Source organism: Microcoleus sp. PH2017_24_DOB_U_A, assembly GCF_020738205.1.
Lineage (GTDB): Bacteria > Cyanobacteriota > Cyanobacteriia > Cyanobacteriales > Microcoleaceae > Microcoleus.
In genome coordinates, this window is record NZ_JAEQCT010000019.1 from 73917 (window position 1) to 91505 (window position 17589).

The 17589-nt window shown below is 46.7% G+C and carries 7 protein-coding genes and 1 pseudogene; 4 read left to right on the forward strand and 4 right to left on the reverse strand.

Features of this window, described 5'->3' with window-relative positions:
- Window positions 1–102: 102 nt before the first annotated feature.
- On the forward strand, window positions 103–6975 hold the full coding sequence (locus JGK07_RS02940; protein ID WP_293290711.1) for a filamentous hemagglutinin N-terminal domain-containing protein: 6873 nt from the start codon (window positions 103–105) through the stop codon (window positions 6973–6975).
- 536 nt (window positions 6976–7511) lie between these two features.
- Complete coding sequence (locus JGK07_RS02945) at window positions 7512–8624, forward strand: CHAT domain-containing protein (RefSeq protein WP_293241362.1); 1113 nt, start codon at window positions 7512–7514, stop codon at window positions 8622–8624.
- A gap of 462 nt (window positions 8625–9086) precedes the next feature.
- On the opposite strand, the gene JGK07_RS02950 is transcribed toward JGK07_RS02945, so the two are convergent.
- The 4 genes from JGK07_RS02950 to JGK07_RS02965 form a co-directional block, all read right to left on the reverse strand.
- Window positions 9087–9515 (reverse strand): hypothetical protein, encoded by a 429-nt coding sequence (locus JGK07_RS02950; RefSeq protein WP_293190627.1) that lies wholly within the window; start codon window positions 9513–9515, stop codon window positions 9087–9089.
- A gap of 388 nt (window positions 9516–9903) precedes the next feature.
- Window positions 9904–12174, reverse strand: coding sequence for an NAD-dependent DNA ligase LigA (gene ligA, locus JGK07_RS02955; protein WP_293223937.1), 2271 nt, complete (start codon window positions 12172–12174; stop codon window positions 9904–9906).
- Between the two features lie 350 nt (window positions 12175–12524).
- The gene (locus tag JGK07_RS02960; protein WP_293190629.1) at window positions 12525–13589 is read right to left on the reverse strand and encodes a vWA domain-containing protein; all 1065 of its coding nucleotides are present in this window, start codon (window positions 13587–13589) and stop codon (window positions 12525–12527) included.
- A gap of 293 nt (window positions 13590–13882) precedes the next feature.
- The gene (locus tag JGK07_RS02965) at window positions 13883–14869 is read right to left on the reverse strand and encodes an Npun_R2479 family HD domain-containing metalloprotein (protein WP_293204729.1); all 987 of its coding nucleotides are present in this window, start codon (window positions 14867–14869) and stop codon (window positions 13883–13885) included.
- 412 nt (window positions 14870–15281) lie between these two features.
- On the opposite strand from JGK07_RS02965, the gene JGK07_RS02970 reads away from it, so the two are divergent.
- Window positions 15282–17039, forward strand: a complete 1758-nt coding sequence (locus tag JGK07_RS02970) for an alpha/beta hydrolase (RefSeq protein ID WP_293223939.1) — start codon at window positions 15282–15284, stop codon at window positions 17037–17039.
- 190 nt (window positions 17040–17229) lie between these two features.
- Window positions 17230–17589: pseudogene (locus JGK07_RS02975) on the forward strand (photosystem II q(b) protein); the annotation flags it as partial.

Here is a 17589-nt window from a genome sequence, read left to right on the forward strand (position 1 = left end):
ACCGTTGCTTCAGCACGGTGAGTATTTCAAATGAGGAACTTTGAGGAGTAAGACTAAGGATAGATAAATACATCGCACTTTTAGCACAAATCTTTAAACACAATGGCAGCCAACAAACTACATTTGCTCGGATGGTTATTCATAGTTGGCTGGCTCAATGCAGCGGCTGGTTCCGCTTCCGCGCAACCCATCACCCCAGCAGCAGACGGCACGAACACCGTCGTGACACCCAATGGCGATCGCTACGACATTACCGGGGGGTCATTGGGCGGAGATAAAGCTAACCTGTTTCACAGTTTTACTCAGTTTGGTCTCAGTTCCGGTCAAACGGCAAACTTTTTAACCAATCCCAACATTCAAAATATTTTAGGAAGAATTAACGGGGGAAATCCTTCTCTAATCAACGGCTTAATTCAAGTGACAGGTGGCAATTCTAACCTGTTTTTGATGAATCCGTCGGGGATAATTTTTGGGCAGAATGCCCTGCTCAACGTACCTGGTTCTTTTAACGCTACGGCGGCGACAGGTATTGGTTTTGGGAACAATCAGTGGTTTAGTGCGATCGGCAATAACAACTGGGCAAGCTTAATCGGGAATCCGAACAGTTTCGCATTTACCAGTCCGCAAGCAGGAAGCATTGTAAATGCAGGGAATTTGACGGTGGCGCCCGGTCAAAGTTTAAGTTTAATCGGTGGTACGGTAGTCAATACCGGTCAGTTAACTGCGCCGTCTGGCAATATTACCGTGATGGCCGTACCCGGTCAAAATTTGGTACGGATCGCTCAAACCGGAAATTTGCTGAGTCTGGAAATTCAGCCGACAGCTAGCCAAAGTTCCTTGCCGAATAATTTCGCGCAGCCAGTGCTATCTTTGCCGCAGTTGCTGACTGGAAAAAGCCAGGAACAAGCAACGAATTTGACGGTAAATGCCAATGGGGATGTGGTGCTGGCGGGGAATGTGGCTGTGCCTGTTGTGCCTGGAACTGCGATCGCCAGCGGCAGTATCAACGTCTCGGGTAATACTGGGGGTAATGTTAGCATATTGGGCGATCGTGTAGGTGCGATCGCGGCTAACATCGATGCTTCGGGTATTAACGGCGGTGGGAATGTACTGATTGGGGGAGATTTTCAGGGTTTGGGGACTGTACCGAATGCTTTGCGGACATTTGTGAGTGCAGATTCGACGATTAATGTGGATGCGATTAGCAACGGGAATGGCGGGCGAGCGATCGTTTGGGCTGATGAAACTACTCGGTTTAATGGCAATATTACTGCCCGAGGTGGCTTGTTGTCGGGGAATGGCGGGTTTGTGGAGGTGTCGGGAAAACAATTTTTAGACTTCCGAGGCAATGTTAATACTCTGGCTGCTAACGGTAATCCTGGATTATTGTTGCTCGATCCCACAAATATTACGATTCAAAATGGCGCGGGAACTTTTACTGCACTAACTCAGGTAGATCAATTTGCCGATCCTGACATTGGGGGAAATACGATTGATGCTGCTCTAATTAATAGTGCTGCGACTAATGTGATTTTGCAAGCTACCAATGATATTACTTTTAATGCTCCGGTCAATATAGCTACTCCGGGAGTTGGATTGACGGCTTTAGCTAATAACAACATTGATGTCAAGGCTAATATTACAACTAAAGCAGGTAACGTTACTCTGAATGCTGATGCCGACAATCTCAATGGTGGTAGTCTCACCATTGGCAATGTGACGATCAATACAAATGGTGGGAATTTTACAGGTATTGGTCGCGCGAATGTTGCCACTACACCAGGAATTAATGTTGGTGGAAAAATCAATGCTAATGGTGGAAACATTGACCTCAATGGTAGTGCAGGAAACACAGCAAACAACACTGGTCTTGAGATATTTACTGGCACGTTAACAACAACTGGAACAGGAAAAATTACCCTCAATGGGACTAGCGGTAGTAGTCTCAATAGTGACGGGATAGTTTTGCGTAGCTCTACGATAACTTCAGTCGATGGTGATATTACTTTCACTGGTATTGGCAGCGGATCTGCTAAATACGGCATCCGGTTAGTGAATAACGACTTGGTGGAATCAACGGGGACGGGAAAAGTCAACCTGACGGGTACGGGTGGTAATGGGATAGGTAGCACTGGAGGGATATTTATTGCTAACAATGGCTTACCAGTTCGATCGAAGGTTCTATCGAAGGATGGAGATATTACCCTGACTGGAACAGGTTCGGGGAGCGGGGATAACAACACGGGCATTGCGATTTTAGGGTTGGTGGAATCCACAGGCATTGGGAAAGTGACTCTAAACGGTGTTGCCAGTGATGGGAATGGGAATAACAATAATGAAGGGATATTGATTTCTTTTCCTGCTCAAGTTCGATCGACGAACACTGGGGATATCACGTTTACTGGAACAGGCAAGGGAAGCGGGGATAACAACACCGGCATTCTGATTCAAGGGTTGGTGGAATCCACAGGCACCGGGAAAGTGACTCTAAACGGTGTTGGCGGTGATGGGAAGGGGAATAATAATCAAGGGATAAATATTGATGCTCCGGCTCAAGTTGGATCGACCAAAAGTGGGGATATCACGTTTACTGGAACAGGTAAGGGAAGCGGGAAGGACAACATCGGCATTGCAATTTTAGGGTTGGTGGAATCCAAAGGCACCGGCGGAAATGTTACTTTGACAGGCGATCGAATTCAACTGTTAGCCCCATCTGAAGTCAAGGGTGCTGGTACAATTCGGTTGCAACCTCTGACGCCGAGTTTAGGTATTACTGTTGGCGGCACCGATCTCGATGATCCTAATGTTTTGCAGCTCAGGAATGCTGAACTTGCACGGTTCAAGGGGTTTAATGAAATGGTAATCGGACGGGCTGACGGGAAGGGGACGATCGCCATTAACCCCGCTGGTGTTACTTTCCCTTACTCGACAACTTTGCAATCTCCAAGCGGAGGCGCGATCGCAGTCAATGGCCCAATTACTACTCAAGACAAGAGTATCTCGTTTGTCGGCAAAGTTTCCCTCGGTAATGATGTCACTCTCAACACTAAAAACCTCAGCGGTGGGAATATTACCTTTGGCGGCACTGTTGACGGCAACAATAAATTAAATATTACTGCTGGAACTGGTACTATCAATTTTAACGGGCCTGTCGGTGACACTAATCCCTTGGCTGCACTTGGGGTAAATCCAGAAGCCAATATTACCAGCACTGGCGCTATAAGTATCAAAACAACTGGCGATATTGCCACGGCCAATATTACTACTAAGAATCCCGGAGGGGCGATCGCGCTTACGAGCAATAAGGGCAATATTACAACGGCATTGGGTTCGCTTGATACGAGTTCTGCGGGTACGGGCGCAGATATCACTCTCAAAGCTTTTAATAAAGTTGACGTAAAAAATATAAGTTCTGGTACGGGAAATATTACTTTGATTGGGACAGATGCTAACTTTCAAGGGGTTGTTCAAGGTACGGGGACTTTTTCTCTGCAACCGTTTGACCCAAAGGGTGATATTAGCTTCAAAGTAAAACCTAATCTTCCTGCTGCCAATACTATGTATGTGGAACAGCCGTTTCAAGATGCCCTGAAGAATGGATTTAGTTCGATCGCGATCGGCAGAACAGACGGCACTGGTACAATTACCTTTGACAGACCTCACAGTTTCCAAGATCCGGTGACTGTTAAATCTCCCGGCGGTGCGATCGTTATCAATCAACCACTCACCGGAAAAGATAATGCCTCGATCGTTTTTGACGGCAAGACAACACTCAACGCAGGCGTTAGCACCATCAAGCAAGATATCACTTTCAAAAGTCCTGTACTCGTCCAAGATAATGCTTCTGTCAACACAGGTGCAGGTGCAAATATTCTGTTCAACAACACCGTCAAGGGCGCACTGACAGGAACCAAAGACCTAAGTTTAACGGCAGGTACGGGAAATATTATATTCACCGGTGCAGTTGGGGATAAAAGTGCGATCGGCAATCTTAAAGTTAACTCTCAAGGAACAATTCTATTCAATGAAACAGTCAATGCTGCAAGTTTGACTACAGATACTGGCGGTACAACTATACTCAATGGTAATGTGACAACCACCGGCAGTCAAACCTATCAAAATACAGTTACAATCACCAAAATAAATCCAACTCTCACAGCAGGTAATGGCATTACTTTCAAGAATATTGTTAACCTTAGTAACAGTGGCAGCGATTTTACTGTGGATGGGGGTACTGGTGATGTTACGTTCAGTAGTGCAGTTGGGAATCTAAGTACGATCGGCAATCTTAAAGTTAACTCTCAAGGAATAACTGCATTTAATAAAACAGTCAATGCCGCAAGTTTGATTACAGATGGTGGTGGCACAACTACACTCAATGGCGATGTCACTACCACCGGCCCTCAAACCTATGGAGATGCTGTCACGACTGCCAAGAATCTCACTCTCTCAGGCACAGGCATTACTTTCAATAATACTGTTAAGTCTAATAACATCAGCGATTTGACTGTGGATGGGACTACTGGTGATGTTACATTTAAGGATGCAGTTGGGGATAAAAGTGCGATCGGCAATTTAACAACTCTATCTAAAGGAACAACTGCATTTAATAAAACAGTCAATGCCGCAAGTTTGACTGCTGGTGGTGGCGGCACAACTCAACTGAAGGGAGATGTCACGACAACCGGCTCTCAAACCTACACAGATGCAGTTACAATCGCCAACAATCCGATTCTCAAAGCAGGTAGCGACGTTACTTTCAACAATACAGTTGACGGTAGCGGGGATTTGAAAGTCAATGCGGGTAGTGGTAATATTACATTCAACGGTGCAGTTGGAAGTCCAAAGGATCTCGGCAATTTAACAACTAACTCTACAGGAACAACCGCATTTAATCAAACGATCAATGCAGCGAGTTTGACTACAGATGCAGGCGGGACAACTCAGGTAAAGGGAAATGTCACGACAACCGGCAATCAAACTTACGGAGATGCAGTGACATTAAATGCTGCTGTAACTTTTACACTAGGAAATGCAACTATTGCTTTCGATTCGAGTTTGTCGGCAGGAAGTAACCCGCTGACTTTAAAAGCAGGTGAAATTAATTTTGCTGGGCCAGTTTCTGGTACTGGTGCGCTCACACTGCAACCGGCAACAGCAGGACAAAATATTGTGGTTGGAGGAACTGATAACACTACTCCCGCTTTAGATTTGACTCCATCGGAAATTAAGTTGATTCAAAAGGGATTTAGCTCGATCGCGATCGGGCGATCGGATGGCACCGGTAATATTACTATTCCTAGCGATCGCACTTTTTCCGATCCAGTCACGATTCAAACGGGAACTGGTACGATCGCACTTAACGCCAATATTACCGGCAAAGACAACAGCAGTCTTACTCTTAACGGCAAAGTCCAACTCGGCAGTGATGTCATTCTCAGTAGTGACACAGGTAATGTTAGTGTCGCAGGTGCGATCGATGGATCTCGGCGCTTGAACATCAATGCTACTAAAGGTAATGTGCTGCTGCAAGGAGATATCGGAAAAACAACGCCACTGACAGGTTTGAATGTGACTGCCTTAAATACTAAATTGGGTGGCAATGTTACCACGAATAACGGCAATATCAATATTGATGGTGCGATCGGGCTGACGAATGATGCTGTATTGAGCACGGCTGGGGGGAATATTGCGTTTGGAAGTGCGATCGACAGTATAGATGCGGCCCGGAACCTAACTCTGGACTCTGGTAGTGGCAGCATCACTTTCAATGGATCGGTGGGCGCCAGCAGCAAATTAGGAAATATTCTGATTAAAAATGCTGGCGATGTCACAGCCAATTCGACAATTAATGCAGCACAAGTGACAGCACAAAACACGAAAACATTCAACTTATTGGGAGATGTAACCGCAGGCAAAGTTAATATTACTTCCAACGGCGATATCACGGTTAAAAATATTACTACTAATGGTGGAGAAATTTTCTTCAAAAGCGGTAACGTTTTCACAGCAGGTAATTTGAATACATCGGGAAGTACGAGCGAGAATATCAACGTTAATATTACTGCCACTGGCGATATCAGCGTTAAAAACGTTACTACTAATGGTGGAGAAATTTTCTTCAAAAGCGGTAACGTTTTCACAGCAGGTAATTTGAATACATCGGGAAGTACGGGCGGGAACATCACTGTTAAGGCGATAACTTCAATTACAGCAGGACAAATTAACTCCAGCGGTACAGCCGGAAATGGTGGCAATGTGTTCCTAGATCCGATCGGCGATATTCAAGTCGGTTTCATCAATGCCCAAGGCGGTACTAACGGCAAGGGCGGCAATGTTACAGCCGTCGCGGGAAATTTTTTCCGAGCTACAGGCTCTTTCCCAACAACTTTTTCGCCGACAGGATTTGCTAGTATTTCCACTGCTGGTGGCACCGGTGGAGGAAATATTTCAATTGCCCACACTGGAGGAGATGGAGGGGGAGTGATTCAACCGTTTGTCGTGGGAAATGCAACTATAAATGGTACGGCGGCTGCAATTACAACTGGGCAATCTAGCATTACATCGCAGTCGTTTCCTCGTACAGCTAGTGGTGTGCCTAGTATTGTATTTCCTACTGATGATGGGATCGATCCAACTCCAACTCCAACTCCGATTCCAACTCCAAATCCAACTCCCACTCCGATCGCAACTCCAACTCCAAATCCAACTCCCACTCCGGTTGTGGTTCAAACTCCGAGTCCAACTCCCACTCCGATCGCAATTCAAACTCCGAGTCCAACTCCCACTCCGATCGCAATTCAAACTCCGAGTCCAACTCCCACTCGAGTCCAACTCCCACTCCGATTGTGGTTCCGACTCCGAGTCCAACTCCCACTCCGATCGCAATTCAAACTCCGAGTCCAACTCCCACTCCGATTGTGGTTCCGACTCCGATCGCAATTCCGACTCCGATCGCAATTCCGACTCCCATAGCAATTCCAACTCCGATCGCAATTCCGACTCCGATCGCAATTCCGACTCCGATCGCAATTCCGACTCCGATCGCAATTCCGACTCCGATCGCAATTCCAACTCCCATAGCAATTCCAACTCCCATAGCAATTCCAACTCCCATAGCAATTCCAACTCCGATCGCGCCTATCGCCACACCAGCAGCATCCGCCACGCCCGCACCTATCGCCTCAACCTCCGATCCAGAAGACGTTCCAAGTCGCCGTCGAATTCCACCGTTAGACACTCCCGGCCCTGCTGCGGGTCAAATTTTAACACTGGATTCAAGTATCACCAGTAAGTTACCCCCCAGCCAATCGCCAGTAGTGCCCCGCCGCGAAACACCGCCAGCAGTCAACCCTACTCCTAATTTAGTGCTGGGATATGTTCCGCCTCCCGATCGACTTTTTGAAGGTAACGACATAGAAAAAACAGTCTGGGGAATCGAACAAATCAGGAATCAAGAATTTGGAGAATACCTAGGCGTCAAAGCCAACCTTCCCAACCAAAAAGTGATGATGGCGCAATTCCAACAAACATTAAGAAATATCGAACAGGAAACTCACAAGCGGTCTGGAATCATCTATATAATCTCGCGAGTCGATCGACTGGAACTAATTTTAGTTCCTCCCGTAGGGCGGCCGATTCACTACAGCGTCCCCGAAGCCAATAGAAAAGCTCTCGATCCCATAGTTAAGGAATTCCGCGAACAAATCATCAATCCCGCAAAAATCGGTACTACCAGTTATCTTCCCTCCGCCCAGCAACTCTATAAATGGGCGATCGCACCTCTAGAAAAAGACTTGCAAAACTTAGGAATTGACACCTTGTTGCTGTCAGTCGATCCCGGATTGCGGAGTGTGCCCTTTGCCGCTTTGCACGACGGTAAAGGCTTCTTGATTCAAAAATACAGTTTCAGCCTAATTCCGAGTTTTAGCTTGACTAATCGCGAATATAAGACAGTTAGAGACGCCACAGTGCTAGCAATGGGACGGTCAGAATTTGTTGACAATAAGCCCTTGCCCAGCGTGCCGATCGAATTAGAAGCGATTTCTGCCCAGTGGCGCGGGCAATCTTTCCTCAATTCGAGTTTCACTATAGACAATCTCAACTCGCAACACGCCAACAAAGGATTTCGGATTGTTCACCTAGCAACCCATGCTAACTTCACCTCGGGACAACCGAGCAATTCTTACATTCAACTCTGGAATTACAAATTGCAGCTCAATGACATGGAGAGTTTAAATTGGCGCAATCCGCAGGTAGACTTGTTAGTGTTGAGTGCTTGTAGAACTGCTTTGGGCGATCGGGAAGCAGAGTTAGGTTTTGGAGGTTTAGCGGTCAAATCCGGCGCCAAATCTGCCTTAGGGAGTTTGTGGTATGTTGATGACGGAGGCACTTTGGGACTAATGAGCGAATTTTACCACCAGCTTCGAGGAGGCAAAACTAAGGCAGAAACTCTGCAACTTACTCAACAGGCGATGATTGCTCGTCAAGTTCGGATTGAAAATCGGCAATTATTGACAACAGCGGGCAACTTAAATTTACCGAATAACATACAACAACAAACCCAAGATTTTTCTCATCCTTACTACTGGAGCAGTTTCACCCTCATCGGAAATCCTTGGTAAGAAAAGTTGGCAGTTGACAGTTGACAGTTGACAGTTGACAGTTGGCAGAAGGAAGAATTCAAGGGTAGGGTGCGTCAGGAAAGGTAATTTTCAATCATCACCCCTAATCTAATTCTGACGCACCATTTATGCTTGGCATCGGCATCATATTTTCGGCAAAGCTAATCAAAAATTCTCTCAAACTAGCAAAGGAAGAAGGAAGAAAGAACAATTCAAGGGTAGGGTGCGTCAGGAAAGGTAATTTTTAATTATCACCCCTCATCTCATTCTGACGCACCATTTATTGGAAGTATCTCAGTTTTGCATTTAATAGTGCGAGCGTCCCCGCTCGCGAGCGATGCAAGACTCGCGAGCGGGGACGCTCGCACTACAATAAAAAATGCGTTTTGAAAAAATGAGATCCTCCCTCATTTATGCTTGGCATCGGCATCATATTTTTAGGATGGCAAAGCTAGTCAAAAATTATCTAAAATCAGCAGAAGCTCTGGGCCCAAGCTGTCTCGGATTTGGTGCCGCAGTTCCGTAATTGACGCGACAACCGATGTTTAACAAACTAGAACTGCATTCGAGAGGGACAATTTGCTGGTCGAGGAGGGCGCTGCAACTGACATACTCGTCGTTATTAGTATCTCTTACCATACATTCGATCGCCCTAGCGCCCGATCGAGCCGCCCAACTGTTCATACCTACAACTGCAATCATGTGCTGCCAGAAAAACGACAACACTAAGACTCCCAATAGTACAGCCACTCCCAATCCTGCTTTCACCTTCCAACTGCTCAGGATGTTTCCCACGCTACTTTTTACGTTTTCAGTCCAAGAAATAGAGCTTTCGGAACTTGTTTCTGGAGCCGACAAATTTGTTTGTGTTTGTTCTGGGGTTTCCGACATCACGTATCTCCTCTGATTGCTGGAACTTTGTTCGGTTGGCAGTTACGCGCGATCGCAAATCCCAACTATATCAAATTTTAGCAAAACTAGCCTGTGCCGACAACCGATTCGGGCGCCCAGGCGAGAGAAGTATGTATATTGACGAAGTGCGAGCGCAATTTCTATGCCTTTTGAGGTATTGCGTAATTTGCGATCGGCTATTTTGCGCCTGCCGCAAAACAGGTTCGTAGTGAGGACTTCAGTCCTTATCAAAATCAGAGGAATGAAGTCCGAATATCAAACACAAAACAGGTTCGTAGTGAGGACTTCATTCCTCATGAATTTAGAGGACTTCATTCCTGACTACAAACATTGCTGATGGCTACACCTTACGAACAATTATCAATTTTTAAGTTGCCAAAAGTTCCAATAACTCAGCCTCCGACAGTAGCTTAACTCCCAAAGATTGAGCCTTTTCCAACTTAGAGCCAGCATCTTCACCTACAACCACATAATCGGTTTTAGCACTGACAGAACCTGTGACTTTTCCTCCAGCTTTGACAATCAAATCCTTAGCTTCATCTCGTTTCAGAGTCGGCAAAGTTCCGGTAAGTACAAATGTTTTACCTGCAAATTGTAAATTTTGAGCTGCCGAGTTCTGAGTTTTCATTTCTGAATGCAATTGCAATCCCGCAGTTTGCAACCGTGCAATTAAACTTTGATTTGCCGGAACTCGAAACCACTGATAAACAGCTTGTGCAATTTCCGGGCCGATGCCGTAAACTCCCTCAATTCCTGCCGCCGATACCGCTGCTAACTCTTCCACATTGGCAAACCTTTCAGTCAACAATTGAGCGTTGACACTGCCGACGTGGCGGATGCCCAGGCCGTAAAGTACCCGCGCATAAGGTTGATTTTTCGATCGGGCGATCGCACTTACCAACTTTTCTGCTAACTTTTTACCCATGCGTTCCAAAACCATCAATCTGTCAGCAGTCAAATCAAACAAATCCGCCGCCGACTGCACCAGATTGCTATCCACCATCTGCTGCACCAACTTTTCCCCAACACCGTTAATATCCAGAGCATCCCGGCTGCAAAAATGAATCAGGGAACCCCTCAAAATCGCCGGACAAGACGTGTTGATGCAGCGAGTCACGGCCTCCCCTTTTTCGCGAACCACAGGCTGCGTGCATTCGGGACAGCAGCTAGGCATTTGAAAAAGTTGAGCATTTGGGGGACGAAGTTCTGCTAAAACTCGGACAACTTCTGGTATAATTTCCCCAGCTTTTCTGACAATTACAGTATCGCCGATGTGGAGATTGAGATCGGAAAGTCGATCGCTATTGTGGAGAGAAGCCCGCGAAACCGTCGTTCCAGCCAACTGCACCGGTTTGAGTTCCGCTACGGGAGTCAGCGCGCCGGTTCTCCCGACTTGTACAGTTATTGCTTCTACAATTGTAGGGACTTCGGCAGCCGGATACTTAAGTGCGATCGCCCAACGCGGAAACCTCTGAGTAAAACCCAATTGTTTTTGCAGCCAAACCGAATTAATCTTAACAACAACCCCATCAGTCATGTAAGGTAAATTTCGCCGTTCAGTATCCCAATATTCGTAATACTCCCGCACCTCATCCAACGAAGAGCAAATTTTCCGATTGGGATTCACCTTAAACCCCATCCTTCGCAACAATTCCAAAGATTCCCCTTGCGTCTTTTCCTCATTACCCTCATCTAAATGTAGAGTATAAGCAAAGAAATCCAACCGTCGCTTATCTACAATCTTAGAATCCAACTGTCGCAGCGTACCCGCCGCAGCATTGCGAGGATTAGCAAACAATTGTTCCCCCGCTTTTTCCCGTTCCCGATTAATATCCTCAAACACAGCCAAAGACAAAAAAGCCTCTCCCCGCACTTCCACCACAGGCGGCGGATTATCTAAATTAAGTTTGAGAGGAATCGAGCGAATAGTCTTAACATTTTGAGTAATATCCTCTCCCGCAATCCCATCTCCCCGCGTTGCACCCCGAACTAAAACCCCATTTTCATAGGTTAACGCTAAAGCAGAACCATCAATTTTTAACTCACAAACATAGGAAACCCCCCCCAACCCCCCCTTGCTAAGGGGGGGAGTAATTTCCTGGTAGGAACCCCCCCCCAGCCCCCCCTTGCTAAGGGGGGGAGTAATTTCCCTGTTTTCGTCATTGCTAGGTAGATGTGCAATTCCATCTTGTCCCCCCCCTTGATAAGGGGGGGTTAGGGGGGGTGCATTTCCCCCTTGATAAGGGTGGGTTAGGGGCGGTGAAATGCCATCCTCGGAAGGTAAAATCATATCTTGTCCCCCCCCTTGATAAGGGGGGGTTAGGGGGGGTGCAATTCGCTGCCAGCGTTCCTGCCATTTGGTCAATTCCTCAAAATTAAAAGCATTTTCCAAACTGTAGAGAGGAATATTGTGCTTGACGCTAAAAAATTGAGTAGCCGGCTTTTCTCCCACGCGCTGAGTCGGACTTTCCGCAGCAATCAACTCAGGATAATCTGATTCTAACTCTTGCAACTCTCGGTAAAGGCGATCGTACACCTCATCAGCCATCATCGGCGCATCAAGAACATAATAAGCATAGCTAGCTTCCTGTAGCTGCTGCCTCAATTGTTTAACTCGCTGCTGAATTTCTGGTTGCATATTAATTTAAAAGTGTATATTGTCTAACCGCAGATACTAGAATATAGCGGTTCTCAAAAAGATCGGGTACGTAGTTGGGCTTTAGCCCTCCTAGTTTAGTAGTTATATTAAACTGTCAGTCATACCTCATCTTTTTGAGAAAGGCTACAAACACAAACCATAGAAATTTTAGCATTATCTGCGCTGCTCTGCGGGGTGCATCTGTTTTTGGTAAATATGTTTGTAGGGGCGAAGCACGACCGTAGTCAATATGGGATTATAACTAATAACTTATATGCGGTCATGCTTCGCCCTCTTCAAAAGTGAGATGCACCCTACTCTGTGGTTGTAGTTAGGACATTTAAAATCGATTAACGATCCCAATCTTCAACTTCATAAAGGAAACGAGTTCCCCCCATCAGCTTGCGATTAGCCGAGGTACTTTGCACAAAAACCGCATACTTTTCTAGATTGCTCGGCTTGATGCGAACTGTCTCCCCCATTGGCAAACCCAACATTTCTCGGGCCGCTTCTCCTTCAAATAAATCCCCTGTCAAACGCTCCATCAGCACAATTTCTTTCTTACCTTGGATAGTTTCTGTTTTGGTAAATTCATAAAACCCGCGCCCGGTTTTAAAAGCCAAACCATTTTCCAGAACAAAAGCTTTAATAGAAATCTCGTTGTCTACTTCGAGAATCTGAAATCTCCCCGGTTTGACAGCGCGCAATTCTACTGACTCATAAACAGCAGTCCCTTCCCGCTTCATCATGGTATCAAACATCTTGTTTAAGCCGCGACTCATGCGACCTTGACTGACAACTTCTTGTTCGTAAGCTTGTAGTTGTTCGTCAGATGATTGTTGGTAACAAACTGCTAAAAAGAAATCTGTGATGTAGGAAAATTGGTCGAGATTGAGGTGAAAACCGCCAGATTTTTCCGCTAGTTCTTTGTAGAATAAAGTAGCATGGGGACGGTTGAGAGCTTGGATGCCGTAAACGGCAATTCCCATCTGTGCTAACTTATCTACTTCTTGACGCCAGTTAAGTTTTTGGGGAGTTTGAGCGGGTGCGTGGGGGATATCGTCGCCAATTAGTACGAATGTTTTGGAATTAGTGGGAGTCCAGGAAAGTGATTGAGCTTCGTGCAAGACTAATTCATAACATTCTGGAGCATCGCCGCCGCCAGTAGGTTCGACATTTTCCACAAAATTGCAAATCTTGCCGACATCGCCAGACAAATCGAGGTGTTTAGTCACGTAGGTGCTGCCAGCATCGCAATAGTCGCCGTGAGCAATAATGCCAATGCGAATGCCAGGAATTTCATCAAGCAATCTTGTTACCGTCTCTTTGATTTTCCGACGAACTTGCGTCAAGCAAGGGTACATACTGCCAGTTGTATCAAAGCTAAAAACGACTTCAATGTTGTTGGTTGCCATGACCTGAATTTCCCTAAGGGACAACGATTTCTTACTCTTATTATAGCTCAATACATTTTACTTAATCTTGTCCTACAAGAGCAAGGAAGCAGATGAGGTACGTTGTTGGGCTTCAGCCCTCTTTCCGAATATTATAAAGAGGGCTAAAGCCCAACAACGTACCTAATTTGTATTACGAATCTAGTAAACAGTATTTATTGTAGCTCAAACAAAAAGGAGCCAGCAAGTAGAAAATCTTAAAACTTTCTAATGATGACTCGCGTCGATAAATCATGAATTATGCGAAAACACTCTCACAAATTCAGGTCGGAAAAATCGCTAAACTTCTTGTTGTTATCTCCACCGGACATGGAAGGTTGAAGATTATCACTATTTTTTTCAACCTTCGAGTTGCCGTTGGCGCAGGACTTGAGCGAATCTTGAGAGTTCGGCTTGGTGAAAGCAAGCGGTTCAGCGTGTTCTACTTGAAACACGTTAGCGTATAGGTTGGCAATAATCTGTTTGCCACCCTGGGTCAATTCCAAGTAGTTCAAAGCTGCTGGAATGTATGGGAAAACTCCGTTCCAATAAAACTTGGCGTAATTTTGGCGCAAATCTCCCGGGGATTTGTAGCCCAAGATTTTATTAGTGCCGACTTCCTCAAATTCGTAGAATAGGGCGCTGATTTTGCGGAGGTAATTTGGGTCACTCAATTGACCGATCAAATCGGCGGCCCTGGCGAGCCCAGAATAGTTGTTTCTGTCTTGATGGGTTTCGCTAGCAGGAACTGGGAAGCGTGTCAACTCAATATTGCGCTTGATTTGTTCGGCATCAATTAATGTGTGGCCGCCGAAGCGTTCGTCTATTACGAGTTTTCCTCGATCGACATGATAAGGAGTTAGACTAGCAGAAGTGGCGCCGATCGCCACAGAAACCATGCCTCCATCAATACCAGTAGCATAGAGTCCCACAGATTCTTGGTCTTGGCGGCAAACACCTTTCACGTAGCCGATATCGTGGCATAGCAGTGAGATCAGGTAGTGCAGCCAATCTTCCGGCGACACACCCCCTTCGCGAATATGCTTGCCGCGAAGAATCTCTTGTCCCACCAAGGCCACGAGCATTGTGTGTTCCACATTGTGGTAAAGAGCATCGCAGTTAGCGATGTTTTCGAGAGCCATAGTCCCCGCCCAGGCGATAATTTCAGGGTAGTCAGGCTTGTACTTGCCGTAGGTGCGGCGGTAGCCGGCCTGTAGCTCTTGCACAAAAGCGTCAATCAGGATGGCAGTTGCATTGAACATGATAAATTCTCTCACTCAGGCTATAGTTGCAAACTCGATCGCAAATATCTGGGATAGCTGAAACAATAATCAATGGGCATTAGAATAGGTTTGACCCCTCGCCCAAAGACGGATACAAGCGTCGGCTTAAGTCCTAGATGCTACCCAAATTTTAGACCCAAGTTTCAGCTTCCAGATTCATCTGCCGAGTAAATCTCAAATCTCAACTCTCAACTCTCAAATCCACTCACCCCTCGGCGTTGAATTTTAAAGTTCAGCTAGTCTTGTTAGGTCAGAAAATTGCTCTTTTGGATATACTTCCCACGATAACCTAATTTCCCCAGTAAAAGATCGATTTTTTGGTATTAAATATTAGTGAAACAATTTACATCGTTTCACCGACTAATTATTAGAAGTTCTAGGTGTTAAAGTTATGAACTGTCTGTTTCCGAGTATCTCTACTGCGGCAATTCGCGCTCGGCGGTCGATCGCCCCAAAATACCTAGGATTGTTTGCATTCACGGCTGTTTGTACCGCTGCACCGGCCTTGGGAGCAGAACGAATCTATGTAACTTACGGGCCGCTAGAAGTATCAGTGCCGATCGAATCCCTGACACTCTTCGCCAAAGAAGGCAAAATAGACTCAAACTTGGACGGCTTCGCTCAGTACGCCAAAAAATCACAGCTAGCGGAGATTCGCAACGGCCTGCAAGCGAAAGCAGAAATCAGCCACGTGACGATCGCCCAATTCCTCTACACGCCTCAAGGAGAATTGCTGCTGGAACGCTTGGGGCGAGTAATTCAAACCAAAGCTCGGCAGCCCGGATTTTATGCCATCCGAGCGGCCCTAATTTTAGCAGCCTCAGATCCAGAAGGCATGACAATTCTCAACGTGCTGCGGAAATTCCCCACTTACGGCATCAGGATTGACATTGCGCGCGGCTTGGGTATCGCCAACGAGCTGACATCGCTGATCAACCGTTCCAATCGGACGATCGCCGGAGTCGCCAAGTTGTCGGAAACACAAGCAGCCGAGGAGTCTGGGATACCGCCCGCCGAAATGCTACAGATCCAGGAAAAGGGCCCCTATAATTGGAAAAAATCATCGGTAACTCTGACGAGTCCAAATCGCGATCGTACCTTTGATATCGACATTTACCTGCCGCTCAAAAGTCCGCAACCGGCTCCAGTCGTAGTAATTTCTCACGGTTTAGGTTCCGATCGCATTTCCTACGAGTATTTAGCCAAACACCTAGCCTCCTACGGCTTTGCCGTCGCCGTCCCCGAACACCCCGGCAGCAACGCCCAACAAATCCAAGACCTAGTAACAGGCAGAGCCAGCGAAGTAGCAGAACCAGCAGAATTTGTCAACCGCCCCCTAGACATCAAAGACCTGCTCGATTATTTAACCCAACTTTCGACAACCAATCCGGCCTACCGAGGACAGCTAGACTTGCAGCGAGTCGGCGTCATCGGCCAATCTTTCGGAGGCTATACGGCTTTAACATTAGCGGGAGCCGAGATTAACTTTGCACAGCTAGACAAAGACTGCAAGCTGGAAAATGAAACTTGGAACCTCTCGCTGCTGTTGCAGTGCCGCGCCCGCAGCCTCGATCGCAACCAGTACAATTTCGGCGATCCGCGCGTCAAAGCTGCGATCGCCATTAACCCGATCGTCAGCAGCATTTTAGGAGAAACAAACCTCAGCAAAATCCAAATCCCAGTCATGGTAATCGCAGGCACCGCCGATACCGTCGCCCCCGCTTTGCTCGAACAAATTCAACCCTTCACATGGCTGACATCGCCGAACAAATATCTGGTGCTGATGAACAACGGGACTCACTTTTCCACGATCGACCAATCCCCTCAAAGCGTCTTTTTGCCACCAGCACAGGCGATCGGGCCCGAACCCGCCTTAGCCCGCCGCTACCTCAACGGACTCAGCCTAGCGTTCATGGAAAGCTATTTGAACAACAAATCAAAGTTCCGCCCGTATTTAGAGCCAAACTACGCCCTGGGCATCTCCCGAAATACTTTGGGACTGAGAATTTTGCGATCGCTCACCCCCCAGCAACTGCAACAGTTCAGCAGTGCTCCACCTCCTCGCAGCCCTGCACCTGCACCTGCGATCGCTCCAGTTGCTCCACCTTCTCCAGTTGCTCCACCTCGGGTAGCTCCTGTTCCCCGTTAGGGTTAAGTGCGATCGAAGCGACGCAATCTTTTCGCCTCTTTATCGTTTCATCAGCTTTCCTGATGACTCTCATCAGTTAAGCTGTTGTTACACCCCTTTACAAACCGAAATAAAAGGTTTATATTTATTTACATGGCGGAACACAAAGCCGTCACGAACATTGAAAACCAAATACAGCAATCATAAAACCATGACAGCAACCTTACAGCAGCGCGAAAGCGCCAACCTGTGGTCGCAGTTTTGCAACTGGGTCACCAGCACCGACAACCGCATTTATGTAGGTTGGTTCGGCGTCTTGATGATTCCTACCTTGCTAACTGCAACAATATGCTACGTAATCGCCTTCATCGCTGCTCCCCCAGTGGACATCGACGGCATCCGCGAACCAGTTGCTGGTTCCTTGATGCTGGGTAACAACATCATCTCCGGTGCTGTTGTTCCTTCCTCAAACGCGATCGGCTTGCACTTCTACCCAATCTGGGAAGCTGCTTCCTTGGATGAGTGGTTGTACAACGGCGGCCCTTACCAATTGGTAATTTTTCACTTCCTG

Excerpts from the sequence above, each read along its gene's own strand:
- JGK07_RS02945 (WP_293241362.1), top strand. The coding sequence starts at position 7,512 with ATGGCGCAATTCCAACAAACATTAAGAAATATCGAACAGGAAACTCAC.
- JGK07_RS02960 (WP_293190629.1), bottom strand. The coding sequence starts at position 13,589 with ATGGCAACCAACAACATTGAAGTCGTTTTTAGCTTTGATACAACTGGC.
- ligA (WP_293223937.1), bottom strand. The coding sequence starts at position 12,174 with ATGCAACCAGAAATTCAGCAGCGAGTTAAACAATTGAGGCAGCAGCTA.
- JGK07_RS02965 (WP_293204729.1), bottom strand. The coding sequence starts at position 14,869 with ATGTTCAATGCAACTGCCATCCTGATTGACGCTTTTGTGCAAGAGCTA.
- JGK07_RS02970 (WP_293223939.1), top strand. The coding sequence starts at position 15,282 with ATGAACTGTCTGTTTCCGAGTATCTCTACTGCGGCAATTCGCGCTCGG.
- JGK07_RS02940 (WP_293290711.1), top strand. The coding sequence starts at position 103 with ATGGCAGCCAACAAACTACATTTGCTCGGATGGTTATTCATAGTTGGC.
- JGK07_RS02950 (WP_293190627.1), bottom strand. The coding sequence starts at position 9,515 with ATGTCGGAAACCCCAGAACAAACACAAACAAATTTGTCGGCTCCAGAA.